General features: G+C 70.6%; 22 protein-coding genes and 1 pseudogene. 14 read left to right on the top strand and 9 right to left on the bottom strand.

Annotated features, from left to right (window positions below):
- The 3 genes and pseudogenes from ABIA35_RS48470 to ABIA35_RS48460 all read left to right on the top strand — a co-directional run.
- A pseudogene (locus tag ABIA35_RS48470) lies at positions 1-309 on the top strand (potassium-transporting ATPase subunit B); the annotation flags it as partial.
- A 13-nt stretch (positions 310-322) separates the two neighbouring features.
- The gene (gene kdpC, locus ABIA35_RS48465) at positions 323-967 is read left to right on the top strand and encodes a potassium-transporting ATPase subunit KdpC (protein ID WP_370362533.1); all 645 of its coding nucleotides are present in this window, start codon (positions 323-325) and stop codon (positions 965-967) included.
- Positions 968-1,509: 542 nt separating this feature from the next.
- Complete coding sequence (locus tag ABIA35_RS48460; protein ID WP_370362532.1) at positions 1,510-2,331, top strand: SDR family NAD(P)-dependent oxidoreductase; 822 nt, start codon at positions 1,510-1,512, stop codon at positions 2,329-2,331.
- A gap of 20 nt (positions 2,332-2,351) precedes the next feature.
- Here the strand turns inward: ABIA35_RS48460 and ABIA35_RS48455 are convergent, their stop codons facing one another.
- Positions 2,352-2,756 carry a DUF3592 domain-containing protein gene (locus tag ABIA35_RS48455; RefSeq protein ID WP_370362531.1) on the bottom strand — a complete coding sequence of 135 codons (405 nt, stop codon included), beginning with the start codon at positions 2,754-2,756 and terminating at the stop codon, positions 2,352-2,354.
- A 114-nt stretch (positions 2,757-2,870) separates the two neighbouring features.
- Between ABIA35_RS48455 and ABIA35_RS48450 the strand changes: the two genes are divergently transcribed.
- The 7 genes from ABIA35_RS48450 to ABIA35_RS48420 all read left to right on the top strand — a co-directional run bounded on the left by ABIA35_RS48450 (position 2,871) and on the right by ABIA35_RS48420 (position 8,735).
- On the top strand, positions 2,871-4,337 hold the full coding sequence (locus tag ABIA35_RS48450; protein ID WP_370362530.1) for a hypothetical protein: 1,467 nt from the start codon (positions 2,871-2,873) through the stop codon (positions 4,335-4,337).
- 160 nt (positions 4,338-4,497) lie between these two features.
- Positions 4,498-5,214 (top strand): response regulator transcription factor, encoded by a 717-nt coding sequence (locus tag ABIA35_RS48445; protein ID WP_370362529.1) that lies wholly within the window; start codon positions 4,498-4,500, stop codon positions 5,212-5,214.
- 14 nt (positions 5,215-5,228) lie between these two features.
- Entirely contained in the window at positions 5,229-5,612 is a 384-nt protein-coding gene (locus tag ABIA35_RS48440) for a hypothetical protein (RefSeq protein WP_370362528.1), read from the top strand.
- Positions 5,613-5,747: 135 nt separating this feature from the next.
- Positions 5,748-6,080: a hypothetical protein gene (locus ABIA35_RS48435; RefSeq protein ID WP_370362527.1), complete on the top strand. Its 333-nt coding sequence runs from the start codon at positions 5,748-5,750 to the stop codon at positions 6,078-6,080.
- On the top strand, positions 6,080-7,504 hold the full coding sequence (locus ABIA35_RS48430; protein ID WP_370362526.1) for a hypothetical protein: 1,425 nt from the start codon (positions 6,080-6,082) through the stop codon (positions 7,502-7,504). The genes ABIA35_RS48435 and ABIA35_RS48430 overlap by 1 nt, the downstream gene beginning before the upstream one ends.
- On the top strand, positions 7,498-8,112 hold the full coding sequence (locus ABIA35_RS48425) for a hypothetical protein (RefSeq protein WP_370362525.1): 615 nt from the start codon (positions 7,498-7,500) through the stop codon (positions 8,110-8,112). Before ABIA35_RS48430 ends, ABIA35_RS48425 begins: the two co-directional genes overlap by 7 nt.
- The gene (locus ABIA35_RS48420; RefSeq protein WP_370362524.1) at positions 8,109-8,735 is read left to right on the top strand and encodes a hypothetical protein; all 627 of its coding nucleotides are present in this window, start codon (positions 8,109-8,111) and stop codon (positions 8,733-8,735) included. Before ABIA35_RS48425 ends, ABIA35_RS48420 begins: the two co-directional genes overlap by 4 nt.
- Positions 8,736-8,990: 255 nt before the next feature.
- Here the strand turns inward: ABIA35_RS48420 and ABIA35_RS48415 are convergent, their stop codons facing one another.
- Positions 8,991-9,290 (bottom strand): hypothetical protein, encoded by a 300-nt coding sequence (locus tag ABIA35_RS48415; RefSeq protein WP_370362523.1) that lies wholly within the window; start codon positions 9,288-9,290, stop codon positions 8,991-8,993.
- 260 nt (positions 9,291-9,550) lie between these two features.
- Between ABIA35_RS48415 and ABIA35_RS48410 the strand changes: the two genes are divergently transcribed.
- From ABIA35_RS48410 to cydC, 4 genes are read left to right on the top strand one after another with little or no spacing between them, the layout of a single operon-like run.
- Positions 9,551-10,948 carry a cytochrome ubiquinol oxidase subunit I gene (locus ABIA35_RS48410; RefSeq protein ID WP_370362522.1) on the top strand — a complete coding sequence of 466 codons (1,398 nt, stop codon included), beginning with the start codon at positions 9,551-9,553 and terminating at the stop codon, positions 10,946-10,948.
- Between the two features lie 38 nt (positions 10,949-10,986).
- Positions 10,987-12,075 (top strand): cytochrome d ubiquinol oxidase subunit II, encoded by a 1,089-nt coding sequence (cydB, locus tag ABIA35_RS48405; RefSeq protein ID WP_370362521.1) that lies wholly within the window; start codon positions 10,987-10,989, stop codon positions 12,073-12,075.
- Positions 12,072-13,721 (top strand): thiol reductant ABC exporter subunit CydD, encoded by a 1,650-nt coding sequence (gene cydD / locus ABIA35_RS48400; RefSeq protein WP_370362520.1) that lies wholly within the window; start codon positions 12,072-12,074, stop codon positions 13,719-13,721. Before cydB ends, cydD begins: the two co-directional genes overlap by 4 nt.
- A complete protein-coding gene (gene cydC / locus ABIA35_RS48395) occupies positions 13,718-15,382 on the top strand; it encodes a thiol reductant ABC exporter subunit CydC (protein ID WP_370362519.1) in 1,665 nt (554 codons plus the stop codon). Before cydD ends, cydC begins: the two co-directional genes overlap by 4 nt.
- A gap of 68 nt (positions 15,383-15,450) precedes the next feature.
- Here the strand turns inward: cydC and ABIA35_RS48390 are convergent, their stop codons facing one another.
- The 7 genes from ABIA35_RS48390 to ABIA35_RS48360 form a co-directional block, all read right to left on the bottom strand.
- On the bottom strand, positions 15,451-16,350 hold the full coding sequence (locus ABIA35_RS48390; RefSeq protein WP_370362518.1) for a universal stress protein: 900 nt from the start codon (positions 16,348-16,350) through the stop codon (positions 15,451-15,453).
- 206 nt (positions 16,351-16,556) lie between these two features.
- The gene (locus ABIA35_RS48385; protein WP_370362517.1) at positions 16,557-17,063 is read right to left on the bottom strand and encodes a general stress protein; all 507 of its coding nucleotides are present in this window, start codon (positions 17,061-17,063) and stop codon (positions 16,557-16,559) included.
- Between the two features lie 19 nt (positions 17,064-17,082).
- The gene (gene mgtA, locus ABIA35_RS48380) at positions 17,083-19,677 is read right to left on the bottom strand and encodes a magnesium-translocating P-type ATPase (RefSeq protein ID WP_370362534.1); all 2,595 of its coding nucleotides are present in this window, start codon (positions 19,675-19,677) and stop codon (positions 17,083-17,085) included.
- 124 nt (positions 19,678-19,801) lie between these two features.
- Positions 19,802-20,767, bottom strand: coding sequence for a carbamate kinase (locus ABIA35_RS48375; RefSeq protein WP_370362516.1), 966 nt, complete (start codon positions 20,765-20,767; stop codon positions 19,802-19,804).
- 1 nt (position 20,768) lies between these two features.
- Positions 20,769-21,770, bottom strand: a complete 1,002-nt coding sequence (argF, locus tag ABIA35_RS48370) for an ornithine carbamoyltransferase (RefSeq protein WP_370362515.1) — start codon at positions 21,768-21,770, stop codon at positions 20,769-20,771.
- A gap of 65 nt (positions 21,771-21,835) precedes the next feature.
- Positions 21,836-23,086 carry an arginine deiminase gene (locus ABIA35_RS48365; protein WP_370362514.1) on the bottom strand — a complete coding sequence of 417 codons (1,251 nt, stop codon included), beginning with the start codon at positions 23,084-23,086 and terminating at the stop codon, positions 21,836-21,838.
- 5 nt (positions 23,087-23,091) lie between these two features.
- On the bottom strand, positions 23,092-24,507 hold the full coding sequence (locus ABIA35_RS48360) for an amino acid permease (RefSeq protein WP_370362513.1): 1,416 nt from the start codon (positions 24,505-24,507) through the stop codon (positions 23,092-23,094).
- Between the last annotated feature and the right edge of the window lie 570 nt (positions 24,508-25,077).

Raw genomic sequence — 25,077 nt, 5'->3', positions numbered from 1 at the left:
AACGACGTCGCGAAGTACTTCGCGATCATCCCGGCCATGTTCACGGTGATCTACCCGGGCCTGCACGTGCTGAACATCATGGGCCTGCACTCGCCCAAGTCGGCGATCACCAGCGCCATCATCTTCAACGCCCTGATCATCATCGGCCTGATCCCGCTGGCCCTGCGCGGCGTGCGCTACAAGCCGTCCTCCGCCTCGGCGCTGCTGCGGCGAAACTTGATCATCTACGGTGCCGGCGGTCTGGCGCTGCCCTTCGTCGGCATCAAGCTGATCGACCTGATTATCCAGTTCATCCCCGGATTGAAGTAGGAAGGAGCCGACCATGAAACTCGGAGCAGCGATCCGGCGGCACACCGCCGCCATCCGGGCCATGCTGGTGTTCACGGTGATCCTCGGAATCGCCTACCCGCTGCTGGTCACCGGCATCGCGCAGCTGGCGTTCAAGGACAAGGCCAACGGCTCGCTCATCAAGGACGCCACCGGCAAGGTCGTGGGGTCCTCGTTGCTGTGCCAGCAGTACGTCGACAAGTCCGGCAACGCCCTGCCGCAGTACTTCCAGGCCCGGCCGTCGGACGCCACCAACTCGGCCAATTCGAGCGACCCCGGCTGCGACTACTCCTACTCGGCCGGCTCGAACCTCGGGACGAACAGCGCCACGCTGAAGAACACCATCGAGGGCCGCATCGCCGCCTACGCGAAGGCCTACGACGTCGACCCGGCCAAGGTGCCCGAGGACGCGGTCACCGCTTCGGCCTCCGGCATGGACCCGGGTATCTCCGTGGAGAACGCAAACGACCAGACAGCCTCGGTGGCCAAGGCCCGCGGCCTCGACGAGGCGACGGTCCAGAAGCTGGTCAAGGACAACACCACCGGCCGCTCCCTGGGCTTCCTCGGCGAGGAATACGTCAACGTGGTGACGTTGAACATGGCTCTGGACAAGGCCCATCCGGTCGCGGCCACCAGCTGACACCGGGCAGGCAAAGGGACCGGCACCCCTCGGGGTGCCGGTCCCTTCGTGTCTCAGATGCCGAGGTTTCCCGTAGCGCTCTAGCGGGCCGCATACCGGCTTCTCGCAGAGTGCCGCCGTTCGGGTGGCAGTCGTACGGGGTTCGTATGCGCCGTGTTTGATCGGCGCGGGTGCTCTTGTCCGGGATGTCCGCGGCCTGCTTGGCTGGTCCTGTGATCACCGGAGGCGTGGAGCCGCGCCCTGCGAACGGCGGGGCCCAGCGCGCCGCAGTCCGCGCAGTCCGCGCACCCGGTGATCCCGGCGCCCGGCATGACGACCGGCCGCCTAGTCAGACGGAGCGCTGACAAAACACTGACAGCCCGGATCGCTGATCGGCCCTTGGCCCTGATCCGGTGCTCGCGAACGTCCCCGCGCCGGGCTCTCGATCCCGGTGTCATCCTTCCCGGCGGTCATCCGCCACGCCGAGACCGCGCCGCCCGGCACCACAGCTGCCCGGCGCGGGCTCGGCGGATCCCTCTCGAACACCGAAAGTACCCATCATCATGTCGAAGAAGCCTGTTTCGTCCCGTACCGCTCTGGTCACCGGCGCCGACGGCGGTCTCGGTCTGGAGATCGCGCGGCAGCTCGCCGCCCAGCACGCGCACGTCATCGTGCACGTCCGCGCCGCCGAGCTCGGCGAGCAGACCGTGCGCACCCTGGTGAACAGCGGTGCGCAGGCCGGGCGGCTGTCCGTCGTCACGGCCGACTTCACCGACCTCGGCCAGGTCGCCGCCATGGCCCGGCAGGTCGCCGCCGAGAACCGGAAGCTGGACCTGCTGGTCAACAACGCGGCCGTGTTCGGAACGCAGACCCGCACCCTCACCGCGGACGACCACGAGCTCACCTTCCAGGTGAACTACCTCGCGCCCTACCTGCTGACCCGCCTGCTGTGGCCGCTGCTGACCAACAGCTCGGGAAGCCGCGTGGTCAACGTCTCCTCCGCGCTGCACCGGGGCGGCCGGCTGCACTGGGGTGACGTCGAGTCGGCCAAGCGGTACTCGGCGGTGGCCGCCTACGCGCAGTCCAAGCTCGCCCTGAACCTGTTCACCAAGGCCGTGGCCGTGCGCGGCGGCACCGATCTGATCGCGGCGAGCGTGCACCCCGGCATCCTGGCCACCGACATGGTCCGCAACTACACCCGCGAGCTCGGGCGCCCGGTCGCCGAGGGCGCGACGGCGGTCCTGCACCTGGCGAGCGCTCCGGTGGAGGATGGCGGCTACTACGAAGGCGTCGCCGCGTCTTTGCCGAACCTGCTGGTGAACGACAAGAGCTCGGTGGACCGGCTGTGGAAGCTCAGCGCGCGCCTGGTGGGCCTGGCCGCCTGAGCTTCGACGGCTCGGCCGGGTCAGCCGAGTACGAACGCTGTGACGGCCCCGGCGAGTGCGACCAGACCCAGTGCGATGAAGAAGGTGCTGGAACGGTCGCGCTCGCCGTGGACCACGATCTGCGACGGATCGTCGGGGTCGTAATGGATGAGGATCCTTTTGCCCTCGACCAGCGGTCTGCGCGCCGTCGGCGCCGTGGGGGAGAACACCTCGACCGGCCTGCCGTCATCGGTGTCGAACCGCAGAAGCGGCCGGTAAGCGGACAGCTCGTATTCGGGGTGCGCCGGCGCCGCGACGATCAGTGCCCATGCGGTGTGTTCGCCGGCCATCAGCCGTCGCCAACGGCGTCGCTCCGTGACCCCGGCGAGCAGGCCCACCACGCCGCCGAGAAGGATCACCGCGCCGAGCACCGTCACACCGTTCACGCTACGGCAGTGTCGCGCCCGGACTCATGAGCGCCATGTTTGATTCGCTTCGCGCTGCGCATGTAACCCGCGAGCAAGGCATACCCGCAGCTGAGCACGCGTTTTACTCCAGGCATGACTGATCTTGCGGCTCTGCCGAGGGGGACGGCGCCGGACCGTGGCGGTCTGCGGAGCCCGCGCCGCCGCCGCTCGACGCCGAGGGTGTTGATGGGCTGTGCCGCGCTCGTGCTCGCGGCATCGCTGGTCTTCGCGGCCATCGCCGCGTCGATGTCCGGGCGCGTGCGCTCCGGGTTCGACGCCATCGGCCACACCGAGGCGCCGCAGGTCGTGGCGGCCAACAACCTCGTGTACTCGCTGAACGACATGGACGCGAACCTCGCGAACGTCCTCATGGTCGGCGACAAGCAACTCGGTCCCGGTATCGACCGGGCCTCGTTCACCAAGCTCTTCGAGCAGGACCGCGCCGACGCCGACCACGACCTGCAACTGGCCGCGGTCCACGCCGGGGCCGGGGGAGCGGCGGCGCAACAGGTGGGCCAGGCGCTGGACTCTCTCGGCTCCTACGAGGCGTTGGCGGCGCAGGTGATGTATCTGGACGCCGGTCACGCCGATCGGCCGGCCGGGCAAGTCCCGGCAGCGGAGGCGGCGCTGTTCGCCCAGGCCACGGACCTGATGCGGCAGTCGGTCCTGCCCGCGGCGAAGACTGTCGTGGCGAGCAACGGGCAGGCGTTGGAGAGTTCGTATGAAAGCCGGCACAGCGCTGCCGAGGCGGCCGTGTGGTGGATCGCCGGCGCTGGCATCGTCCTGCTGGCCGCGCTCGGTGGGACCCAGTGGTTCCTCCTGCGCCGCACCAACCGCCTGGTGAACCCGCCCCTGGCGGCAGCCACGGTGCTGATGCTCGTCGTGACCGTCTGGGGCGCGTCGACGATGAGCGGCGCCGCCGAGCATCTGCGCAGTGCCAAGAAGGACGCGTTCGACTCCGTCGCCGCGCTCACGGCCGCGAAGGCGTTGAGCACCGACGCCAACGCCGATGAGAGCCGGATCATCGTCGACCCGTCCCGGGCCGCGCAATATCAGGACTCGTTCCTGGCCAAGAGCCGGCAGCTGATGGATGTGGGTGCCGGCGCGACGCTCGGTACCTACGACGCCGCCGTGCAGACCGCGCTGGGTACATACTTCGGCGACCCGGTCCGGCACCCGGTGACGTTCGGCGGCTACTTCGGCACCGAGCTGCACAACATCACGTTCGCTGGCGAGCGTGCCACGGCCGAGCAGATGCTGCGCACCTATCAGACCTACGAACTCGACGATCGCAAGCTGCGGCAGAAGCTGGCCACCGACCTGCCGGAGGCGGTCCGCTTCGACACCAGCCCGGCCGCCTCCGACTCCGACGGGGCCTTCGTCGCCTACGCCTCCGCGCTTCAGAGCGTCATCGACATCAACTCCAAGGCGTTCGACAGCAGCATCGACGCGGGACTGTCCGGTCTTCAGCCGTGGCCGTGGGTGCCGCTCGGCGGCGCGGTGGCGGTGGTGGCGCTGCTCGTCATCGGTGTCCGGCCGCGGCTGGCCGAGTACCGCTGACCAGCCGTGTGTGCACCCCGGAGTTGACATGCTTCTCGAAGGCTGTGTGTTTGCGTTGTCACGCTCCGCGTTTGCATCACGCGAGCGGCACATGGCTTCCGGCTGTACAGAGCGTTCACTGGATAGAACGTAGCCCCCGCTACCGAAAGGCAACGGCGCCGTGACCAACATCCTCGTCGTGGAAGACGAGCCGCAGATTCTGCGTGCTCTCCGCATCAACCTGAAGGCCCGCTCCTACGAGGTCGCGACGGCCGAACGGGGCGTGGACGCGCTCGCGGCCGCGGCGCGCCACCTCCCGGATCTCGTGCTGCTGGATCTAGGCCTGCCCGACATGGACGGCACCGATGTCATCCACGGCCTGCGCGGGTGGACCGAGGTGCCGATCGTGGTGCTCTCGGGGCGTACCGAGCAGTCGGAGAAGGTGCGCGTGCTCGATGCCGGCGCGGACGACTTCGTCACCAAGCCGTTCTCGATGGAGGAACTCCTGGCGCGGCTTCGGGCCGTCCAGCGCCGGCGGGACAGCGCGGCCGAACCCGGCGCCCCGGTGGGCGCGCCGGTCGTCATCGGGCCGAGCACCGTGGACCTGCTGTCGCACACCGTGACCCGGGACGGCTCCGGTGTCCGGCTCACCCGCACCGAATGGGCCGTGCTCGAGCCGCTGCTGCGGCACCCGAACCAGCTCATCAGCATTCCCCGACTGCTGAGCGAAGTGTGGGGCCAGGCTGTCGGTGACGGCGGTCTTCTGCGCTTCCACATCGCGCGACTGCGCCGCAAGCTCGAAGCCGACCCGCAGCATCCCGTGCACCTGCTCACCGAGTTCGGCACCGGCTACCGCTTCGTCCCCGGGCGGGCGGCGGTGGGCCCGGCGGGCAGCTGAAGCGGCGGCCTGCGATGCTCGAACAGGGAGCCACCGCCTACCGGGAGCAGCCGGGCCTGGCCCCGGCTGTGACCTTGGCGCGTGCTTTCGTGGCGGCGATGGCGGTGACGATCCTGCTCGCCGCGACCGGTGGCACGCGGCATGTCGACGCCGACCTGATCGCCTACGGGGTCCTGGCGGCCGTGCTCGGGTTCGGGGCGCGCTGGTGGACCGCCGGAGCCGGAGCGCTCATCCTTTGGCTGTACTACGACGGGTTCCTGGTGGGCCGGCACGGCGAGCTCGTCTGGCAGGGGAACATCGACGCCTGGCGACTCGGAGTCATCACGGCCTGCGCGGCCGGCGGGCTCCTCGTCGGCCGGGTATGCCGTTTCGTCGACGCGACCGCTTCTGATCGGTGATTCGTCTCCCGCTTCGCATCAGTTCACGAATCCAAGCATGATCCGCCCGCCCCGCTCGCTTCTCGCTCACCGATCGCAAACGATCACCCGAGTAGCGTAAAAGCCCTGCGAAAGCCTTTGGGGAGAGGGACGGGGATGGGTGGCGGCACGCCTGACGTGAAGGTCGACTACGACCTGCTGAGCGAGTTCGAACGAAACCTGACGTTCGTGCACGACGAGTTCGCCGGGCTCGGCAAGGAGGTCCACGGCCTGGACTCCCGGTCCGGCTGGGGGCATCAGGAGATCAGCTCGGCGATGGACGACTTCGAACGCAGCTGGAGCTACCACCGGGGCAAGCTCGAAAGCGCGATCGAGACGCTGCTGACCATGGTCCAGCAGACTCAGGGCACGTTCCAGGACGTCGATCAGCAGCTGGCGAAGTCCTTGCACGACGACACCGACGGTCCCGCCCCGAAAGCGGGCAAGTGATGGCGCGCCCGGCCGACTGGACCGATCTGACCGGCAGCCCGGCCGACCCGGTCCCGGGCCGCCCGGCGGACGTCCGCGACGAGGCCGCCCGCATGGGCCGGGTCGCCGACTCGATCCGGGACCAGGTGACCGCGCTGAACAGGATCGCGGGGGCTCAATCCTCGACGTTGAAGGGCCAGTACGCCGGCAAGATCACCTCCGCCGCGGGCTCGCTGGCCACCAACCTGGGCAAGGCCGAGCACCGCTATCGCACCGCCTCCGGCGAACTGTCGAAGTGGGCCGACGCGCTGGACACGGCGCAGAAGGAGTCGTTCGACGAGTACACCGCCGCCGAGACGGCACTGGCGCAGGAGAAGGCCAACACACCGGTGGCACCGGGCCACGGGCAGTCGGTGCCGCCGAAGACTCCGGCGCAGGACAGCGGCCTGACCGCCGCGCACGACGCGCTGAGCAAGGCCAAAGGCGACTGGGCCGCGACCAAGGGCCGCTTCGACGACGCCGCGCACCAGCACGCCACCGCGATCCGTGCCGCCGACTCCGGCGACGGGCTGCACGACAGCCGCTGGGACAAGTTCAAGGAGACGGTCTCCAACTGGTCCCGCGTCATCTCCGACGTCTGCAACGGCCTGGGCTGGCTGGCGACGCTGTGCGCGGTGGTCGCGCTGTTCGTCCCCGGTCTCAACGTCCTGGCCTGGATCGCGCTGGGCGCGACCGCCCTGAGCCTGATCGGCCACACGGCGCTGGCGGTCAGCGGAAAGGGGTCGTGGTTCGACGTCGGCCTCGACGTGTTCGCACTGGTCACGTTCGGGGCCGGCCGGTTCGCCGGCAAGGGCGTGGAGGCCGCGCGGGACGGGCTGGAGGCCACGCTGCACGGCCCGGCCGCGCTGCGGGCCGGCGCCAAGGCCGCCGACGGCGTTCTGGAGAACAGCAAGACGGAGCTCGCCGCAGCCAAGGCCGTGGTGGACGATCCCGCGGCGTCGCCGGTGGCCAAGCTCGCCGCACGCGGGCGGATCGACACGATCGACCAGGCGGCCGGCGACGCACGGGACGCGGAGATGGCGCGGATCAAGGATCTGGCCGACCACGGCTACGACTTCGACAAGATCGAGTTCAAGTGGCCCACCCTGAAGGCCATCGCGCACGGCGACCACGCCGCGGCGGCGCAACGGGAGTGGGCCGAGAAGGTCGCCAGCGAGATGAAGTCCGTGGATCCGCACGTCATGACCGACGTCGCGGGCCTGGAGTCGAAGCTGACGCAGGCCCAGCGCGCCTTCCAGGCCGGCGCCGGCGCCGACTCCATCGACAAGCTCCTCGGCTCGGTGGCGCCCTGGCACGGCGGTGTCTCGCCCTGGCCCGGCTGGCAGGGCTACTACAACACCACGCGCAACCCCTTCTACACGTACAACCTGGGAACCTCATGGTGACGACACAAACCGAAAGCCCGCCCGCCCCGAACTCCTACACGCTCGTCCTGCCACCGGGCTGGATCCGGGTGTCGTTGGGCGCAAGCGTGGACGCCGCGGTGAAGGACATCGCCGACCGCATGTTCGCCCGCCTGCCACGCGACGCCTACCCGCAGCGCCGGCGGGAGATGGAGAACCTGCTGCGCGACATGGTGCGGCAGGCCCGCGCCACCAACGGCATCGACCTCTACCTGCCGGTCGAGGAGATGCACGGGGTGTCGGTGCCGGCATCCTTCGTCGTCGGCGGCGCGGCACTGCCGGACCAGCTCGACGATCTCGACACCCTCGGCCTGCTCGGCACGCTGGCGGCAGAGGGCCGGCTGGTGGACGTCGATGGGGAATCAGGGGTGCGGACCGAGCGGATCCAGCCGGCCGCACCGGACCAGGGCGCCGGCTCGCCGGCGAGCCGCCGCGTCGACTACGTGTTCCCCATCCCGGGCGACACGCGCCGCTGGCTCGCCGTCGCCTTCTCGACACCCGGCGCCGGCGACCCGACCGACCAGGTCGCCGACGTCCTGGTGGAGCTGTTCGACGCGATGATGTCCACTTTCGAATGGAGGAACCGGTGAGCGACGCGTTCGACAAGGCACGGTTCGTCATCGACTTCCCCTACTCCGACATGGACACCTGGGTGGTGCTCCGCAAGAAGTTCCCGTCAGGAGGCTGGGACGAGCCCGAACCGTGGGCGGAGATGGCCGCGGGCGGCGTCTACGCCGGTTTCGCGGGCACAGGCTCGGACGTCCCCATGCCGGACCCGGCCTGGATCGACCGCACGGCCCACGTCATCCTCTCGGCCCGCGAACAGTTCACCGGCGGCAACTTCCTGCACTCGATGCTGATGTTCTACGAACCGGACCGCCTGCCGATCCCCGTCGGCCTCACGGTCTACGCGGCCGAACTGCCGTGGAAACAAGCCATCCCGGTGTTTGCCGGAGAGCACGATCCGGAGAACGTCAGCAAGCCCGTGATCGAGGACTTCCGATTCGCCGCAGAGGCCGTGGGCGTGCGTGCCATCCGATACACGCATCTCGACCCGACACGGCAGACGATCATGGCGCGCGCCGTGTACTACTTCCGACGCGCCGGCGTCGACACCCAGGTGATGGCGACCTTCGTCGACCCGTCGGCGATGAAGGACGCGCTGCCGAAGCTCGACGCGTTCGTCGGCAAGCTCGCGGTGTACGTGCGGTGAGCTCGGATCTGCCCGCTGATAAGGACTCGACGTCGCAGGCTGAGACGAACGAGAACCGAGACAGGCTCCCGAACGCCGACGACTTCGCAAAGCTCCAAGAGACCGTCCGCCAGATGGATGCTGCCGGCGCGTGGGGGTCCGACCTCGTGCGCGATGCGGTGCTGCGGCTGTTCGTGATGCCGTCTGCGCGAGGCGACGATCAAAGACCGAGGTGAGGCCGTAGCATTCGCCGATGCCTACCCGGAGGCGTCCGGATTACGGCCGGCCGCGTGTCAGGAACACCACGGCGGTGAACGGTGCCAGGTTCGTGTACGGCGCCAGGGCGGCGCGTACGGCACCGCGGATGTCGGCGCGCGCCGCCGGACCTATCGTCGAGGACGTGCTGATGTAGGCGGTGGCGATGCCGCCGTGCTCGACGACCGCGATCCTGGGTACCTGCTGGTCCCAGTTGGCCGCCAGACCGCGCTGCACAGCGAGCAGTACATCGCGGTGTGCGTCCTGGATCAGGTCGGGTGCGATCTGCGTCGGCGTCCTTTGTTCTGTGTCCTCGCTCATGCTGCTCATGACTATGCGGCTCTCGGGAGTGGGAATCGATAGGCACACCATCCGCCTTGCCGTGTGCTGCGCGTAGAGGCGAACGGCCTCGTCGGAGGCGGGCCCTTTTGCTCGCCCTCTTCCCTCGTCGTCTCGCCGGGAATGTCCGTTTCGGGTCCAGTGGCCCGTCGTCGGCCGGGCCGTCGTGCCCTGTTCGGGTGTCCCGGCTCGGCCCGAGGCTGGGTTTCGACCCTGCCACGACCCGAAGGACGAGGAACGTTGTGAACACCCTGATGCTCGCGCGATGGCAGTTCGGTATCACCACCGTCTACCACTTCTTCTTCGTGCCGCTGACGATCGGCCTGTCGGCACTGGTGGCGATCTTGCAGACCGCGTGGTTGCGTACCGGCAAGGAGCAGTACCTGCGCGCCGTGAAGTTCTGGGGCAAGCTGTTCCTGATCAACTTCGCGCTCGGGGTGGCCACCGGCATCGTCCAGGAGTTCCAGTTCGGGATGGACTGGAGCGCCTACTCGCGGTTCGTCGGCGACATCTTCGGCGCTCCGCTGGCGATCGAGGGTCTGCTCGCGTTCTTCATGGAGTCCACCTTCCTCGGTCTGTGGATCTTCGGCTGGGGCCGGCTGCCCGCGCGGATCCACCTCGCCTGCATCTGGCTGGTGTCGATCGGCACGATGCTCTCGGCGTACTTCATCCTCGCCGCCAACGCCTGGATGCAGCATCCGGTCGGCTACCGGATCGACGCGGCGAGCAACCGGGCGGTGCTCACCGACTTCTTCGCGGTCCTGACCAACTCCACCGCGGTCATCGCGTTCTTCCACACGCTGACCGCCGCTTTCCTCTACGCCGGAATGCTGCTGGTCGGAGTCAGTGCCTGGCACCTGGGCCGTAGGCGTTTCACCGAGGTGTTCCGGCCCTCGATGCGGTTGGGGCTGTGGGCCGCTCTGGTCGCGACCGCGGGGCTCCTGGTCACCGGCGACATCGACGGCAAGATCATGACCGAGCAGCAGCCGATGAAGATGGCCGCCGCCGAAGCGCTCTACCACACGTCCAAGCCGGCCTCGTTCTCGCTGTTCACCATCGGATCGCTCAACGGCGGCAAGGAAGTCTTCAGCGTCCGCGTGCCGGGGGTGCTGTCCTTCCTGGCGACCGGATCCTTCAACGGCAAGGTCGACGGGATCAACGACGTGCAGGCGCTGGAGGCCAGCCAGTACGGGCCCGGCAGCTACAAGCCGGTGATCCCGGTGACCTACTGGTCGTTCCGGCTGATGATCGGCTTCGGGCTGCTGGCCGCGCTGGTCGCGGTGGTCGGGCTGTGGTGGACGCGCCGCGGCCGGATGCCCGAGCGGCGCTGGTTCTGGCGGGTGTGTACGTGGTCGATTGCCCTGCCGATACTGGCGAGCAGCTTCGGCTGGATCTTCACCGAGATGGGCCGCCAGCCCTGGGCCGTCTACGGAGTGCTCACCACCAGAGCCGGGGTCTCGCTGGTCAGCGCCGGTGAAGTCCTCACCTCGCTCATCGTCCTGACGGCGCTGTACGGGGTCCTCGCCGTCGTCGAAGTCGGACTGATGGTCCGCTACGCCAAGGCCGACCCGCCCGAGATCGGACCGGCGGCCGACGCCGGCACCGGCGAGGACGAGCAGCGCCTGAGCTTCGCCTACTGATCCCGAACCACCCCGTTCCCGGCTGAGGAGTTACCCAGATGTCTCTCAACGAACTGTGGTTCGTCCTGATCGCCGTGCTGTGGTGCGGCTACTTCGTCCTGGAGGGCTTCGACTTCGGCGTCGGCATGCTGCTGCCGGTCCTGGGCCGCGACGACACCGAACGCCGGGTCCTGATCAACACCATCGGCCCGGTCTGGGACGGCAACGAGGTGTGGCTGCTGGTCGCCGGCGGTGCCACGTTCGCCGCGTTCCCGATGTGGTACGCCACGCTGTTCAGCGGCTTCTACCTGCCGCTGCTGCTGATCCTGGTCGCGCTCATCATCCGCGCGGTCGCCTTCGAGTACCGCGGCAAGCGCCCGGAGGCGGCGTGGAGAGCCCGGTGGGACTGGTGCATCATCGCCGGCAGCGCCGTACCCGCCATGCTGTGGGGTGTCGCGTTCGGGAACATCGTCCGCGGCGTGGCGATCGACGCCCACCAGCACTACACCGGCGGGTTCTGGGCACTGCTCAACCCCTACGCCCTGCTCGGCGGACTGACGACGCTGTCGGTGTTCCTCCTGCACGGCGCGGTGTTCCTGGCGCTCAAGACGACCGGCGAGATCCGGCAGCGAGCCGCCCGCACCGCGGCCCGCATCGGACCGGCAGCGGTCGTCGCGGCCGGCGGATTCCTGCTGTGGACCGAGATCCACCAGGGCAAGCCCGCCGCGATGGTGATCGCGGCGGTCGCCGCCGCGGGACTGGTCGGAACAGTTGTCGCGAACGCCCGCGGCCGGGAGGGCTGGGCGTTCACCGGGACGGCGGTGGCGATCGGGGCCACGACGGTGGCCCTGTTCGTGACGCTGTACCCGAACGTCATGCCCTCCACGACGGCTGCCGCGAACAACCTCACCGTTCACAATGCCTCCTCCTCGCACTACACCCTGCAGATCATGAGCGTGGTCGCCGTGCTGTTCACGCCGCTGGTGCTGCTGTATCAGGGCTGGACCTACTGGGTGTTCCGCCGCCGGATCGGCGTGGCGAACATCCCGAAGGACAGCGCGCAGGCCGCCGGTTCGGGCGCCGTGTCCGAAGCGCTCGGCGGGGCGCCCGGCGAGGCGGTCGGCGATGCGCTCGGCGGGGCGTCGTGAAGCCTGTCGACCCGCGCCTGTTCGCGCAGGCACGGGTCGCCCGCGGCTACCTGCTGCTGTGCGTGGCCTTCGGCCTGGCTGACGCGATCCTGCTCGTGGTGGGCGCCGGAGCTCTGGCCGGTGTCGTCGCCGACGGGTTCCTGCACGGCCTCACCCCGGCGCGCGCCCTTCCGGCGCTGGCGATCGTCACCGCGTGCGTGATCGGCCGCAGCGTCCTGGCCTGGGCCGGCGACGCGGCGGCGACCGCGACCTCGGCGGCCGTGAAATCCCATCTGCGCCAGGCCCTGCTCGCCCACGATGTCGCGCTCGGCGCCCGCCGACCGGACGCCCCGGCCAGGCACGGCGAGTCGGCCCTGCTGGCCACCCGCGGCCTGGACGCCCTCGACGGCTACTTCGCCCGCTACCTGCCCCAGGTGGTGCTCGCCGCCGTCGTTCCGCTCGCCATCGCGGCCCGGATCCTCGTCGCCGACCGGCTGTCAGGGATCATCGTCGCCCTCACCGTGCCCCTGGTGCCGGTCTTCATGATCCTGGTCGGCCTGGCGAGCAAGGCCGCGATGGACCGGCAGTGGACGGCGCTGAACCGGCTGTCCGGGCACTTTTTGGAAGTGCTCAGCGGGCTGCCGACCCTCAAGGCGTCCGGCCGCAGCCGGGCCCAGTCCGACGTCATCCGCCGTGCCGCCGACGCTCAGCGACGCACGACGATGACCACGCTGCGCTGGGCGTTCCTGTCAGCACTCGTTCTGGAACTGCTCGCGACGCTGTCGGTGGCCCTGGTCGCGGTCGCCATCGGACTCCGGCTGGTCGGCGGCGACCTCGCACTCCGAGACGGATTGCTGGCCCTGATCCTCGCCCCCGAGGTCTACCTGCCGCTCAGGCGCCTCGGCGCTCGCTATCACGACGCCGCCGAGGGCCTGGCCGCAACAGACCAGGTCTTCACGCGTCTGGCCGAACCGGTGCCCGACGCCGGGACCATCCGGATCCCCGGCGGATACGCACCCGGGATCCGGATGGACCGCGTGACCGTGCGGCACGGTGACCGCGGCGCCGCCGTGTTCGAGGACTTCGACGCGGAATTCCCGCCGGGCCGCGTCACCGGCCTCGCAGGCCCGAGCGGCGCCGGCAAATCCACCCTGCTGCACCTGATCCTCGGGCTGGCCGCGCCGGAGTCCGGCCGCGTCCTCGTCGACGGCCGTGACCTGGCAGACCTCGATCTGGAAGCGTGGCGCTCGCACATCGCCTGGGTACCGCAAAAGCCCTTCCTGGCGGCCGGGACCGTCGCGGAGAACATCCGGCTCGGCCGGCCCGGCGCCTCGGATGCCGAAGTCGCCGCCGTCGCCGAACGGGCACGGCTCGACGTTCCGCTGGACCGGCAGGTCGGCGTCCGGGGGACCGCGTTGTCCGGCGGCCAGGTACGGCGCCTGGCGATCGCCCGGGCCCTGCTGCGCGATGCCCCGATCGTCCTGCTGGACGAGCCCACCGAGGGACTGGACGCGGACACCGAACAGGACGTGCTGGACGTGCTGGCGGCGGTGCTTCCCGGCCGGACCTGCGTGCTGGTCACCCACCGCGCCGCCGTGGAGCGACTGTGCGACAGCGTGCTCACGATCGGGGAACCCCGACAGCTGCTGACAGGAGCCTCGGCATGACCGTCGCCCAGTTCACCGTCGGCGTGGTCAGGCAGTATCGCGCAGGCCTGTCGCGTGCTCTGCTGCTCGGATTCGTCGCCGCCGCTTCGGCTGTCGGGCTGGCCGCCACCTCCGGCTGGCTGATCAGCAAGGCCGCGCTGCGGCCGCCGATCCTGAGCCTGGAGGTCGGTATCGCCGCCGTGCAGGCCTTCGGGCTGGGCCGGGCCGTCGCCCGCTACGGCGAACGCCTCGCCGGTCACGACGTCGCGCTGCGTATGCTCGCCGAGCTGCGGGTCCGCGTGTATCGCGGCCTGGAACGGATCACGCCGGCCGGGCTCCCCGAGCGCGACCGGGGCGATCTGCTCAGCCGGCTGGTCGCCGACGTCGACGCCGTCCAGGACCTGGTCCTGCGGATCCTGCTGCCCGTCGCGGTCGCGGTGACGGTCTGCGGGGCCGCCGTGGGATTCGTGACGGCGGTGCTGCCCCCGGCCGGCGCGGTGCTGGCGATCGGCGTCCTCGGCGCGGGCGCCCTCGCCCCCTGGATCAGCCATCTGATCGCGCGGCGCGCCGAGGGCCGGCTCGGAGCCGAGCGGGCGGTTCTGGCCTCGGCGATCGTCGACCTCTACGAGGGCATGCCCGAGCTTGTGGCCTGCGGTGCCGCCGCCGGCCGGCTCGGTGCGGTCGGCGAGGCGGAGCGGCGGCTGCTGCGTGCCGAGCGCCGCGGGGCGCGCGCGGTGGGGGTGGGAAGCGCGCTGACGGTGCTGTTCGGCGGGCTCACCACGGTGGCGATGGCGTGGCTGGGGCTGAGCGCGGTGCGGTCCGGCCGGATGGGCGGCGTGATGCTGGCCGTGCTGGTGCTCACGCCGCTGGCGCTGTTCGAGGCGATCTCCACCCTGCCGGAGACGGCCCGCGCGATTCCCCGGGTCCGGTCGGCGGTGCGACGCTTTCTCGAGGTCGCGGACTCCTCACCGCTGACCCCTGATCCCGCACCCGCCGAGGAATCGAAGGTCGTGTGGACCCCGGACTCGGTGCTCGCCATCCGCGGCGCCGACCTCGGCTGGCCCGGCGGTGGTCTTCCGGTACTGCACGGCGTCGACTTCGAGATCCACGCCGGTCAGCGGGTGGCGGTCACCGGCCCCAGCGGGTCCGGCAAGTCGACGCTGGCGGCCGCGCTGCTCAGGTTCGTGGATCCGATGGCCGGAACGGTCACCGTCGACGGCATCGACCTGCGCCGGGTTCCCGAATCGCATCTGCGCTCACTCATCGGCTGGTGCGGCCAGGAGGCGCACCTGTTCGACACGGCGCTGCGGGAGAACCTCCGTGTCGGCTGCCCGGGCGCGGACGAGGAGCGGCTGTGGTCCGTCCTGCGCACGGCGGGCCTGGCCGACTGGGTCGCGGGCCTGCCGAACGGCCTGGACACCGCGGCCGGCGTCCTGGGGGAGGCGGTATCCGGCGGCGAACGCCAGCGCCTGGCACTGGCCCGGACGCTGCTGGCTGATACCCCCGTCCTGATTCTCGACGAGCCGACCGCGCACCTGGATCCGGCGACCGCCGCGGCCGTCAGCGCCGACCTGCTGGCCGCGACCGCGGACCGCACCGTCGTATGGATCACCCACCGCCCTGAGGTGGTCGGCGCGCTCGATGCGGTGGTGACGGTCGATCGTGGGCGGGTATCGAGCTGACCGCACACCGAACGGCGGAGCCCCCGCGCGGAGCACGATCGGCTCCGGCGCGGGGGCTCTGTCTGAGCTCAGGACACGCCCGAAGACGGCACGACGGCGATCGGGCAGAACGCGTGATGCAGCGCGGTGTGGGTGACCGGCCCGAGCCGGTTGGCGTGGCGGCGGCCGGTTTCCGAGCGCATGCCGACGATCAGCAGGTCGACGTCCTTCGAGGCCTCGACCAGGCAGCCGCCGGCCGCGCCGGGGCTGATCGCGGTGTGGACGCGGGTGACGACGGCGACGTCGGGGTGCTTGCGGTGCCACGGGCCCAGCAGCTCATTCAGCCGGTCGGTGTGCGCCTGCTCGTAGGCGACACCGTCTTCGTCGCCGCGCCGGGCGGCGTAGGACATGGTCCACGGCTCGCTCCAGACGTTGGCCGCGATCAGGCCGGTGCCGCGCCGGGCGGCGGTGTCGAAGGCGAACTCCAGGACCTCCGCGCCGGGCTCGTCGGTGTCCAGGCCGACCATGATCTGGCCCTTGGACTCGCAGGAGGTGTCGTGGGTGACGATGACCGGGCAGCGGGCGTCGGCCAGCACCCGCTGGGAGGTCGAGCCGAGCAGCAGACCGGAGAAGCCGCCACGGCCCCGGCTGCCGACGACGAGCAGGGCGGCGGTGGAGGACTCGGCGAGGATCGCGCGAGGGGCGTCGCCGGGCACCGCGCGGGTCTCGATGGCCAGGGCGGGGTGCTCGGTCCTGGTCTGGGCCGCGACCTCATCGAGGATCTCCTCGGCGTCGTGGCGGTTGGTCTGCTCGAAGTCCGGCGTCGGGACCACCGTGGTGAACGGGCCCATGGGGAGGCGCTCGTCGGTGGTGTAGGCGTGGACGATGCGCAGGCCGGTGCCGCGCGATACGGCTTCCCGGGCGGCTTCGGCCAGGGCGCGCTTGCTGTGCGGGGTCTGGTCGTAGGCGACGACCACCGGTGCGCTCATGGAGTCCTCCAGCTTCGATGCGGCCCCCTCGCGGAGCCGGTGTGCTCAGCCTCCTGCGATGCGGGCTCGCCGGTCAGGGGCCCACGGCCCGGCTTGCGGACTCTGAAATGCCCGGGTGGGCCCGGGACTTTCGCCTCTGATGCCCCCGAGGCCCCTGATGCCCCGATGCCCCGAGGCCGCCGAACCGGATCGGCGGCCCCGGCGGCTCACGGCTGCTCGCGCCAGGCGAGTTTGATCAGCAGGTTCTTCGCGTCGTCGGCGACCTCGGTGTCGGCGACGACGTCGTAGCGTGCGGCGACGACCGTGCTGCGGGCGAGGAACTCGTGGCCGCCGCTGACGGTGGCGTGCGCGATGAAGCCCCAGATCGCGCCGAAGACGGCGCCGTAGAGCAGGCCCCCGCCGATGAGGGAGAACACGGCCGAGTGCCTCGTGGTGAACAGCGACAGCAGGATGCCGACGAACAGCCCGAACCACGCGCCGCTGCCCGCCCCGGCGAGCGTCGCGCGGGCCCGGGTGACCCGGCCGAGGACCGCCTCGACCATGCGCAGATCGGTGCCGATGATGGCGGTGCGCTCGACCGGGAAGCCGTGGGTGGCCAGGTGGTCGACGGCGTGCTCGGCCGCGTCGTGGGTCGGGAACGTCCCGACGGTCTGCCGTTCGAGGACTGTTGAGACGTCGGGGCTCATCGCGGTTCGGAGCCGGGGGGTGGGCATGGAAGCCTCCTGGGATGGCCTAGGGCAGGGCGTCGGGTTCTGGATTCGCGGTGCTGAACCGTGCGGCACGACGGCGCAGGCGGCGCAGGCGCCGGGCTGCCGGAGGCACGGCGTGCGGCGGCGTCCGGTCGAGCGCGGCGGTGCGGTAGAAGATGTACTTGCCGATCTCGATCAGGCCGAGATAGCACACGACCATGCCGGCCAGGGCGGCGAAGAAACCCGCGGGCAGTGGTTGGAAGCCCAGCGTGTGGGCGAAGGGCATGGCCGGCAGCAGCGCGCCGACGGCGACCACGCCGAGTGCGGACAGGGTCAGCGGCAGGCTGGGGCGGCTGCGGAAGAACGGGATCCGCCGGGTGCGGATGGCGAAGACGACCAGGGTCTGGGTGGCCAGGGACTCCACGAACCAGCCGGAGCGGAACTGGGCCGGGCCGGAATGGAAGACCCCCAGCATCACGCCGAACGTCAGGAAGTCGAACACGGAGCTGATCGGCCCGAAGCAGATCATGAATCGCCGGATGAACCGGATGTCCCAGTGCGAGGGGCGGCGCAGTTGCTCCTCGTCGACGTGGTCGGTGGGGATGGCCAGTTGGCTGGTGTCGTACAGCAGGTTGTTGAGAAGGATCTGGGAGGGCAGCATCGGCAGGAACTTCAGGAACAGCGAGGCGCCGGCGGCGCTGAACATGTTCCCGAAGTTGCTCGACGTCCCCATGAGCACGTACTTGATGGTGTTGGCGAAGATGCGCCGGCCCTCGGCGACGCCGTCGGCGAGCACGTCGAGGTCCTTCTCCAACAAGATGACGTCCGCCGCGTCCTTGGCGACGTCGGTCGCGGAGTCCACCGAGATCCCGACGTCGGCGGCGTGCAGCGCGAGGGCGTCGTTGACCCCGTCGCCGAGGAAGGCGACGTCCCGGCCGCTGAGCCGCTGGACGCGCACGATGCGCGCCTTGTGTTCGGGGCTGACGCGGGCGAAGACGGTGGTCCGGGCGATGGCCGCGGCGAGCTGGGTGTCGTCCAGCGCGTCCAGGTCCGCTCCGGTGAGGGCCCCGCCGGCCGGCAGGCCCAGATCGGCGCAGACCTTCGCCGCCACGACGGGGTTGTCGCCGGTGACGATCTTCACGGCGACGCCGAGCCCGGCCAGCCGCTTCAGCGCCGCGGCGGCGTCGGCCTTCGGAGCGTCCAGGAACACCAGCAGGCCGGCGAGCCGCAGTCCCTGTTCATCGGTCGCGCTGACGGCTTCCAGGTCCGGCGCCGGCCTGACGGCGACGGCGACGACGCGGTTCCCGGCGGCGAACTCGGCGTCCAGCGCGGCCCGGGCCGAGGAGGGGACGTCCACGCACCGGTCCAGGACCGTCTCGGGCGCCCCCTTGGTGATCAGGGTCTTGCTGCGATCCGTCGCGCGGACCAGGACGGACACCATGCGCCGCTCGTGGTCGAAGGGCAGGACCGACACCGTGGCGAAGTCGGCCAGCGCGGGCTCCAGGGCCGCCGCGGCCTCGGACCGCCACAGCGCCGCGTCCAGCGGGTTGCCGCCGTCGGCGCGTCCGGCCTCGGCGGTGACCTCGGTGCACAGCAGGCTCCAGCGCAGGGCCTCCCGCGCGGAGCCGCCGTCGGCGGGCACCGCGCGCAGGAAGCTGATCCGGCCCTCGGTCAGGGTGCCGGTCTTGTCGGTGAACAGCGTGTCGACGTCGCCGAGGTCTTCGATGCAGACCAGGCGCTTGACCAGCACTTTGCGCCTGGCCAGCCGGCGCGATCCGGCGGCCAGGCTGGTGGAGACCACGGCCGGCAGCAGCTGTGGCGTGATGCCGACGGCGATCGCCAGCGAGAACAGCAGCGCGTCGATGATCGGCTTGTGCAGGGCCACGTTGACGACGAAGATCCCGGTGGTCAGCGTGCCGGCGACGTACACCAGCAACATTGAGAACTTGCGCAGACCGACCTGGAACTCGGTCTCCGTCTGGTGGGTGCCCAGGCCCGCCGCGATCCGCCCGAACTGGGTGCTCCTACCGGTCGCCACGACCACGCCACGCCCGCTCCCGGCGTGGACCACGGTCCCCATCAGGGCGCAGTCGGCCAGTTCCGCCAACGGCGTGCCGGAGGGGACCGGCGGAGTGCTCTTGTCCACGGGCAGCGACTCGCCGGTCAGGGTCGACTCGTCGCACTCCAGGCCCGAGCAGCGGATCAGCCGCAGGTCGGCCGGGACGATGTCGCCGAGTTCGAGGTCGACGACGTCTCCGGGCACGAGATCGGTGATGTCCACGGCCACCGGGTGCCCGTCCCGCAGGACGAGCGCCCGGTGGTGGATCTGCGAGTGCAGCGCTTCGGCGGCCTTCTCGGCCCGGTACTCGTTGACCAAGCCCAGGCCGACCGACAGCGCCACGATCACGCCGATGATCAGGGCGTCGGTGCGCTCGCCGACGAAGTACGACGCGGTCGCGGCGGCGAGCAGCAGCCCGAGCAGCGGGGAGCGCAGTTGGTGCCACAGGACGAGGGCGAACCGTGCGCGGTGCGAGGACACGGCGTTGCTGCCGTACCGTGCCAGCCGCTGCGCGGCCTGTGTCGACGACAGGCCGTCGCCGGTCGCCCCGAGCTCGCGCAGCACGTCGTCGATGGGCATCGCGGACGCGCGGGACACGTCGATGATCTCACCGTGCGGGTCTGGCCGGCCCGAGGAGGCGACGTCCGGTTCGCCGAACCGTTCGCGCGGGGCCTGGGGGACGTGGAGTTCGGCGGACATGTGACTAGAGCACCAGGCGCGATCCGGTCGCGACAGGGCCGAACTGCTCTACCGGTGCCGGTCCGTGCGCCCTGATCGTGGTGCCCGCGGATCCGGCGAGGATCGCCGCCGCCTCGGTCAGCGCCCCGATCGCCGAGGGCCGGCCGGTGGCCGTGGTGAAGGCCTCGCACGCCTGGATCTTGGGCCCCATCGACCCGGCCGGCAGGTGCAGATCCGCGAGGTCTGCCAGGCCCAGGCTGCGGATCGGTGTGGCCCGCGGCGTCCCGAAATCGCGCATCACCGCGCTCACGTCGGTGAGCACCAGCAGCCGGTCGGCGTCGAGCGCCACGGCCAGGTGCGCGGCGGTCAGGTCCTTGTCGACGACGGCTTCGACGCCGACCAGGCCGCCGGAGGCGTCCTCGGCGACCGGGATCCCGCCCCCGCCGCCGCACACGACGATCGTTCCGGCCTCCAGCAGGCCGGTGATCGAGGCCAGCTCCGGGATCCGCAGCGGCCTGGGGGAGGGCACGACGCGGCGCCAGCGCTCGCCGTCGGCGGCGATGCTCCAGCCCCGCTCGGCCGCCAGGCGCTCGGCCTGGTCCCGGCGGTAGCCGGAGCCGATGAACTTGGTCGGCCGGGCGAAGGCCGGGTCGTCGCGGTCGACGACGACCCGGGTGAGGACGGCGACGGCCGGCTGCTCGACGCCCGCGTCCTGGAGCTCCTGGACCAGCCAGTAGCCGATCATGCCCTGGGTCTGGGCGACGAGGAGGTCCAGCGGGTAGGGCCGGCTCAGGTTCGGATCGGCTTCGCTCTCGACGGCCAGCACCCCGACCTGCGGTCCGTTGCCGTGACAGATGATCAGCTGGTGGTCCCGGGCCAGCGGGGCCAGGGCGGCGGCCGCCCGGCGGACGTGTTCGCGCTGGATCTCGGCGTCGGGCTTCTCGCCGCGCTCCAGCAGCGCGTTGCCGCCGAGGGCGACCATGATGCGCATCTCAGCCTCCGAAGGCGGACCGCAGGACCGCCTTGATCGTGTGCATGCGGTTCTCGGCCTGGTCGAAGACCACGGAGCGCTCGGACTCGAAGACGTCGTCGGCGACCTCGGCGCCGACCAGGCCGAACTTCTCATGCAGGCGCCGGCCCAGGTCGCTGTTCGTGTCGTGGACCGCCGGCAGGCAGTGCAGGAACTTGGTCGTCGGCTTGCCGGTGGCCGCGATCAGCTGCTCGGTGACGCGGTAGGGCAGCAGCAGCGGGACGCGCGCCGCCCACTGGTCGTCGGATTCGCCCATGCTGACCCACACGTCGGTGTAGAGGAAGTCGGCGCCCCGCACGGCCTGCTCGGCGGAGTCGGTGACGTCGATCCGCGCGCCGCTGACGTCGGCCAGTGCCCGGGCGATCGCGACCACGTTCTGCGGCGGCCACAGCTCGCGCGGGGCCGCGATCCGCACGTCCATGCCCAGCAGCGCGCCGGTGACCAGCAGCGAGCGGGCGACGTTGTTGCGTCCGTCGCCCAGGAAGCAGTAGGTGATGGCCTCCAGCGGGGCATCGCAGTGTTCGGTCATGGTCAGGATGTCGGCGAGCATCTGCGTCGGATGCCACTGGTCGGTCAGCCCGTTCCACACCGGGACCCCGGCGTAGTCGGCCAGCTGCTCGACGGTGTCCTGGGCGAAGCCGCGGAACTCGATGCCGTCGAACATCCGGCCCAGCACGCGTGCGGTGTCCTTGATGGACTCGTCGCGGCCGATGTGCGAGCCCTCCGGCCCGAGGTAGGCGACGTGCGCGCCCTCGTCGTGGGCGGCGACCTCGAACGCACAGCGGGTGCGGGTGGAGGCCTTCTCGAAGACCAGCGCGATGTTCTTCCCGGCCAGCGGCTGCGTCTCGGTGCCGGCGGCCTTCGCCCGCTTCAGGTCGCGGGCCAGGTCCAGCAGGCCGAGGAACTGTTCCTTGGTGAGGTCGATCTCCTTGAGGAGCGATCCGGGGTGCCGGTTGTCGGTCATGATTCTCAGCCCTCTGCTTCAGGTTGGCGGTTGGTGGTCGGTGGCGTCGGCGGTGCGGACCGTGCTCAGATGCCGTCGCGCTGGATGGGGCAGGTCATGCAGCGGGCTCCGCCGCGGCCGCGTCCCAGTTCGCTGCCGGGGATCGGCAGCACGGTGATGCCGTTGTCGCGCAGCATGGTGTTGGTGACCGTGTTGCGCTCGTAGCCGACGACGACGCCCGGCGCGACGGTGAGGAAGTTGTTCGCGTCGTCCCATTGCTCGCGCTGGGCGGCGCGCAGGTCCTCGTCGGCGGACAGGACCCGGATCTTGTCCAGACCCAGGGCCTCGGTGATGGTCGCGAACAGGTCGTCGCGGTGCTCGATGTGCAGCCCGGCGGCGTCGCGCTCGAGGATCTCCTGCGGGTCGGCCGGGGTGATCACCCAGGGGCGCAGCGAGGCGGGGTCGAGGTAGGGGTAGCGGACGAACGTGTCGACGTCGATCATGGTCAAGACCGTGTCCAGGTGCATCAGCGCGTGCGACTTGGGCAGCTGGACGGCGATGACCTGCCTCGCGGCGTGGTGCCGGAAAAGTTCGCGGGCCAGGATCTCCACGCCCATCGGCGTGGAGCGCTCGCCCATGCCGATCAGGACCACGCCGCGTCCCAGGACGTGGATGTCGCCGCCTTCCAGGGTCGCCGGCTGGTGGTCGGCGTCGTCCCCGCCGTAGAACACCGGGAACCCGGCGTCGGCGAACATCGGGTGGAAGCGGTAGACCGCGCGGCTGTGGATCGATTCGCGCTGCCGGGCCGGCATGGCCATCGGGTTGATGCTGACCCCCGAGCCGATCCAGGCCGAGTTGTCGCGCTGGAACAAGGTGTTCGGCAGCGGCGGCAGTACGAAGTCGTCGGCGTCCAGGCTCTGCCAGCGCAGGCTTCGGGACCGCAGCGGAGACAGGTCGGTCTTGGTGACGCCGCCGATGAGCAGTTCGGCCAGCGCGTCGGGTTCGGCGTCCTCGGCCAGCGCGCGCAGCGACGGCGCCAGGGTCGGGCCGACGCGGTGGTCGGTGACGATCCGGTCCAGGACGAAGGCTCTGGCCTGCGGCGAGCGCAGCGTCTCGCCGAGCAGGTCGGCGAAGTGGTGGACGCGCACACCGTGATCGCGCAGCAGCTGGGCGAACACGTCGTGTTCCTCGCGGGCCTTGTCGGCCCACAGCACGTCGTCGAACAGCAGCTCGTCGCAGTTGTCGGGGGTCAGCCGGGTCAGCTCCAGACCGGGCCGGTGAACGATCGCCTGGCGGAGTTGTCCGACTTCCGAGGCGACACCGAGGGCGCGGGTCATGGTCCTTACTCACCCGCCTGCGTCAGCTCGGCGGGGATGACCACGCTCTCGCCGTACTCGCGGCGGCCGATCTTCATCCAGACGTAGACCGGGATGCCGAGGAACAGGCAGAACACGCCGAAGTACACGGCCTGATAGCCGCTCCCGGCCAGCGACCAGAAGGAGAAGACCAGCGCGATCGCCGAGACGGCCGAGTCGCGGACCAGGTGCGGCCAGTTGGTCGCCTTGCCCCGCGTGAGCAGCCAGTACAGCTGGGCGGCGGCGCTGAAGATGTACGGGATGACGGCGGTGACCACCGTCAGCAGCACGATCGTGACGAAGACCTTGTCGAAGCGGGTGTAGCTGACGACGGTCAGGATCGAGGCCAGGATCGTGGAGACGATGATGCCGAACGCCGGGGTGCCCCGACGGCTGTCGACGGCGAACCGCGCCGGGAACAGCCGGTCGCGGGCGGCGGCCTGCGGCATCTCCGCGACGATCAGGGTCCAGCCGACCAGCGCGCCGATGCCGGAGATGATCGCGGCGATCGCGACGGCGTTGCCCGCCCAGTGTCCGCCGAAGATGGCGTTCGCCGAATCGGTGAACGGCGCCGTGGACTTCTGCAACGCGGCGTTGGAGACCGTGCCGAACACCGTGACGGTGCCCAGGATGTAGACGACCGCGCAGCCGATCGTGCCCAGCATCGTGGCCCGGGCGACGTTGCGCCTCGGGTTCCGGACGCGCCCGGCCGCCACCGAGGCGGTCTCGATGCCGAGGTAGCTGAACAGCGCGATCGCGGCGGCGGCGGAGACGGCGCTGCCGGCGGAGGTCCCGGAGGCGTTGAAGGCTCCGAAGTTGTGCGCCTTGATGAACAGCAGGCCGACCGTCGCCATGAACAGCAGCGGGATGAACTTCAGCACGGTGGTGACCACCTGGGCCGCGGCGAAGTTCCGCAGCCCGGACAGGTTGACCAGCGCCGGGATCCACAGCCCGATCATCGCGATGACGATCGACCAGGACTTGGCGTGCCCGCTGTTCCAGAACACCTCGACGTAGCCGACCCAGGCCACCACGATCGCGGCGTTCCCGGCCCACGCGGTGATCCAGTAGGACCAGGCGTTCAGGAAGCCGCCGAAGTCACCGAACGCGTCCCGGGCGTAGACGTAGGGACCGCCGGACCCGGGAACGCGCTTGGACAGCTTGCCCAGCGTGAGGGCCAGCGCCAGCGCGCCGACCGTCACCAGGACGAAGGCCACGAGGCTGATCGGCCCGTACGGCGCCAGGGCCGAGGGAAGTGCGAAGACCCCGGTGCCGATGACCGTGCCGACCACCAGCGCGGTCGCGGTCGGCAGGCCGAATCGGTGCGGCTCGGTCGCGGCGCCGGGCTGAGGTGGAAGGGGAGACGCTGTGCGCCCCGGATCGGTGTGGGTGTCGTTGCTCATGACGACCGCCTTGGTGGGATGGGTGTCCGGGCTGTTGCCCGGCTGATCCACGATCTAGGGCGGGGCGCTGTCGTCCTCAGAGTCGAAGGCTCTGTTCGGGCCGGGACTTTGGGCCCTGGGGCTCGTGGCGTGTCAGCAGTGGAATGGGTAGCGAAGGAAGGGCCCGGCGATAGACGCGGAGGAAGCGGTTCCCCGTGCCGCGCACCACGCGCATCGCGATTCCCGAGAGGGGGAGCGGGCCCTTCCTCGCATGCGCGGCGAAGCTCAAGGTGTTGAGTTGGATGCTCGCCGCGCACTGGCGGCCGGTGGTTCGGGTGGACACGAGCGAAAGTCAAGGTCAAGAGCGAAGGTCAAGAGCGAAGGTCAAGGTCAAGGGCTTACAGGCGCCTCCGGCGGCGCCTGCGCGGCGAGCGGCCTGGCTCCGGGGAGTGGGGGCCGCGTTGTCGGGCGGCGGTCGTTGCTTGTGGTCGCCTTCGTCCCGGATTCCCCGTCGCTTCGGCGGGCGAAGCCAAGCAGGCCGGGCCGGTGGTGTCAAGCCGCTGATACTAAACCACGGCGGCGGCGATCCGG

Source organism: Catenulispora sp. MAP12-49 (genome assembly GCF_041262705.1).
Classification (GTDB): Bacteria; Actinomycetota; Actinomycetes; order Streptomycetales; family Catenulisporaceae; genus Catenulispora.
Note: the sequence above shows the minus strand (reverse complement) of the source record. Positions and strands in the feature narration are given on the sequence as shown.

Bases quoted from the DNA above. Each gene is read 5' to 3' on its own strand.
- kdpC (WP_370362533.1), top strand. From the start codon at position 323: ATGAAACTCGGAGCAGCGATCCGGCGGCACACCGCCGCCATCCGGGCC.
- ABIA35_RS48460 (WP_370362532.1), top strand. From the start codon at position 1,510: ATGTCGAAGAAGCCTGTTTCGTCCCGTACCGCTCTGGTCACCGGCGCC.
- ABIA35_RS48450 (WP_370362530.1), top strand. From the start codon at position 2,871: ATGACTGATCTTGCGGCTCTGCCGAGGGGGACGGCGCCGGACCGTGGC.
- ABIA35_RS48440 (WP_370362528.1), top strand. From the start codon at position 5,229: ATGCTCGAACAGGGAGCCACCGCCTACCGGGAGCAGCCGGGCCTGGCC.
- ABIA35_RS48435 (WP_370362527.1), top strand. From the start codon at position 5,748: ATGGGTGGCGGCACGCCTGACGTGAAGGTCGACTACGACCTGCTGAGC.
- ABIA35_RS48430 (WP_370362526.1), top strand. From the start codon at position 6,080: ATGGCGCGCCCGGCCGACTGGACCGATCTGACCGGCAGCCCGGCCGAC.
- ABIA35_RS48425 (WP_370362525.1), top strand. From the start codon at position 7,498: ATGGTGACGACACAAACCGAAAGCCCGCCCGCCCCGAACTCCTACACG.
- ABIA35_RS48415 (WP_370362523.1), bottom strand. From the start codon at position 9,290: ATGAGCGAGGACACAGAACAAAGGACGCCGACGCAGATCGCACCCGAC.
- cydB (WP_370362521.1), top strand. From the start codon at position 10,987: ATGTCTCTCAACGAACTGTGGTTCGTCCTGATCGCCGTGCTGTGGTGC.
- cydC (WP_370362519.1), top strand. From the start codon at position 13,718: ATGACCGTCGCCCAGTTCACCGTCGGCGTGGTCAGGCAGTATCGCGCA.
- ABIA35_RS48390 (WP_370362518.1), bottom strand. From the start codon at position 16,350: ATGAGCGCACCGGTGGTCGTCGCCTACGACCAGACCCCGCACAGCAAG.
- ABIA35_RS48385 (WP_370362517.1), bottom strand. From the start codon at position 17,063: ATGCCCACCCCCCGGCTCCGAACCGCGATGAGCCCCGACGTCTCAACA.
- mgtA (WP_370362534.1), bottom strand. From the start codon at position 19,677: ATGCCCATCGACGACGTGCTGCGCGAGCTCGGGGCGACCGGCGACGGC.
- ABIA35_RS48375 (WP_370362516.1), bottom strand. From the start codon at position 20,767: ATGCGCATCATGGTCGCCCTCGGCGGCAACGCGCTGCTGGAGCGCGGC.
- argF (WP_370362515.1), bottom strand. From the start codon at position 21,770: ATGACCGACAACCGGCACCCCGGATCGCTCCTCAAGGAGATCGACCTC.
- ABIA35_RS48365 (WP_370362514.1), bottom strand. From the start codon at position 23,086: ATGACCCGCGCCCTCGGTGTCGCCTCGGAAGTCGGACAACTCCGCCAG.
- ABIA35_RS48360 (WP_370362513.1), bottom strand. From the start codon at position 24,507: ATGAGCAACGACACCCACACCGATCCGGGGCGCACAGCGTCTCCCCTT.